Raw genomic sequence first — 2,468 nt, 5'->3', positions numbered from 1 at the left:
AGGATTGTGAAGAAGACATCAGTGTCCGAAGTAGAGCCATGCGTTGCATGGGTTTGACTGAAGAACGATCAAGCCTATCGAGCTATTAGTACCGGTAAGCTCCATGCGTCGCCGCACTTCCACACCCGGCCTATCAACGTGGTGGTCTTCCACGGCTCTCAGCGAGACCTTGTTTTGAGGTTAGTTTCCCGCTTAGATGCTTTCAGCGGTTATCTATTCCACACTTAGCTACCCTGCTGCACAGCTGGCGCCATGACAGGTCCACCAGAGGTGTGTCCATCCCGGTCCTCTCGTACTAGGGACAGATCCTCTCAAGTCTCGTACACCCACGGCAGATAGGGACCAAACTGTCTCACGACGTTCTGAACCCAGCTCACGTACCACTTTAATCGGCGAACAGCCGAACCCTTGGGACCTGCTCCAGCCCCAGGATGTGATGAGCCGACATCGAGGTGCCAAACTTTGCCGTCGATATGGACTCTTGGGCAAAATCAGCCTGTTATCCCTAGAGTACCTTTTATTCGTTGAGCGATGGCCCTTCCACGCAGGACCACCGGATCACTATGGCCGACTTTCGTCTCTGCTCGACTTGTCAGTCTCGCAGTCAGGCGGGCTTATGCCATTGCACTCGACGACCGATTTCCGACCGGTCTGAGCCCACCATCGCGCGCCTCCGTTACACTTTGGGAGGCGACCGCCCCAGTCAAACTGCCCGCCACGCCATGTCCCGGACCCGGATAACGGGCCGCGGTTAGACGTCAACAACAATAAGGGTGGTATTTCAAGGATGGCTCCACCGAGACTGGCGCCCCGGCTTCATAGCCTCCCACCTATCCTACACATGTTGTTGCTAACGCCAAGGCGAAGCTGCAGTAAAGGTTCATAGGGTCTTTCCGTCTGACCGCGGGAACCCCGCATCTTCACGGGGAATTCAATTTCGCTGAGCCTGTGCTGGAGACAGTGGGGAAGTCGTTACGCCATTCGTGCAGGTCGGAACTTACCCGACAAGGAATTTCGCTACCTTAGGACCGTTATAGTTACGGCCGCCGTTTACCTGGGCTTCAATTCAGAGCTTGCACCCCTCCTTTTAACCTTCAGGCACCGGGCAGGCGTCAGACCCTATACGTCGCCTTGCGGCTTCGCAGAGCCCTGTGTTTTTGATAAACAGTCGCTACCCCCTGGCTTGTGCCACTCTTCTCTGGTTGCCCAAAGAAGAGTCACGCTTATCCCGAAGTTACGCGTGCAATTTGCCGAGTTCCTTCAGCACAGTTCTCTCAAGCGCCTTGGTATACTCTACCTGCCCACCTGTGTCGGTTTCGGGTACGGTCTCCGTTGGAGTTATTTCCAGGGACCTGTTCACTGCCAGGAGCAATCCAATAAGCCCTGACAATTTACCAGATCCGTCACTTCCAACTGGTTCAGGAATATTCACCTGATTCCCATCGACTACGCCTTTCGGCCTCGCCTTAGGGGCCGACTAACCCTGCGCAGATTAGCTTTACGCAGGAACCCTTGGGCTTTCGGCGAGAGGGTCTCTCACCCTCTTTATCGCTACTCATGTCAGCATTCTCACTTCCGATACCTCCAGCAAGGCTCACGCCTCACCTTCATCGGCTTACGGAACGCTCCGCTACCGCGTGCACAGAGTGCACACCCATACCTTCGGCGTCTGGCTTGAGCCCCGTTACATTTTCCGCGCAGGTTCGCTTGACCAGTGAGCTGTTACGCTTTCTTTAAATGATGGCTGCTTCTAAGCCAACATCCTGGTTGTCAAAGCAAACCCACATCGTTTCCCACTTAGCCAGAACTTGGGGGCCTTAGATGATGGTTAGGGTTGTTTCCCTTTTCACGACGGACGTTAGCACCCGCCGTGTGTCTCCCGGATAGTTCTCTTGGGTATTCGGAGTTTGATTAGAATTGGTACAGCTCGCGCCGCCCGCATCCATTCAGTGCTCTACCCCCCAAGGAATACGTCCGAGGCACTACCTAAATAGTTTTCGCGGAGAACCAGCTATGTCCAGGTTTGATTGGCCTTTCACCCCTATCCACAAGTCATCCGAGAATTTTTCAACATTCACCGGTTCGGTCCTCCAGTAAGTGTTACCTTACCTTCAACCTGCTCATGGATAGATCACCTGGTTTCGGGTCGTCATGCGACGTACTTATTCGCCCTATTCAGACTCGCTTTCGCTGCGCCTACACCTAACGGCTTAAGCTTGCACGGCACATGAAGTCGCTGACCCATTATACAAAAGGTACGCCGTCACCACGCGCGGTGGCTCCGACTGCTTGTAGGCTTCCGATTTCAGGATCTGTTTCACTCCCCTTGTCGGGGTGCTTTTCACCTTTCCCTCACGGTACTTGTTCGCTATCGGTCATTGAGGAGTACTTAGGCTTGGAGGGTGGTCCCCCCATGTTCAGACAGGATTTCACGTGTCCCGCCCTACTCGAGTCTGTCGCTATTTGAC

Annotated in this window: 1 rRNA gene (cut by a window edge); it reads right to left on the bottom strand. The window is 54.2% G+C overall.

Annotated features, from left to right (window positions below):
• Positions 1–64: 64 nt before the first annotated feature.
• Positions 65–2,468, bottom strand: a 23S ribosomal RNA gene (locus tag AC07NN_RS24015); it runs 484 nt beyond the window's last position.

Source organism: Caulobacter sp. GW821-FHT09H08 (assembly GCF_059415885.1).
The sequence above is the reverse complement of the archived record's forward strand: the minus strand, read 5'-3'. Positions and strand labels throughout refer to the sequence as shown.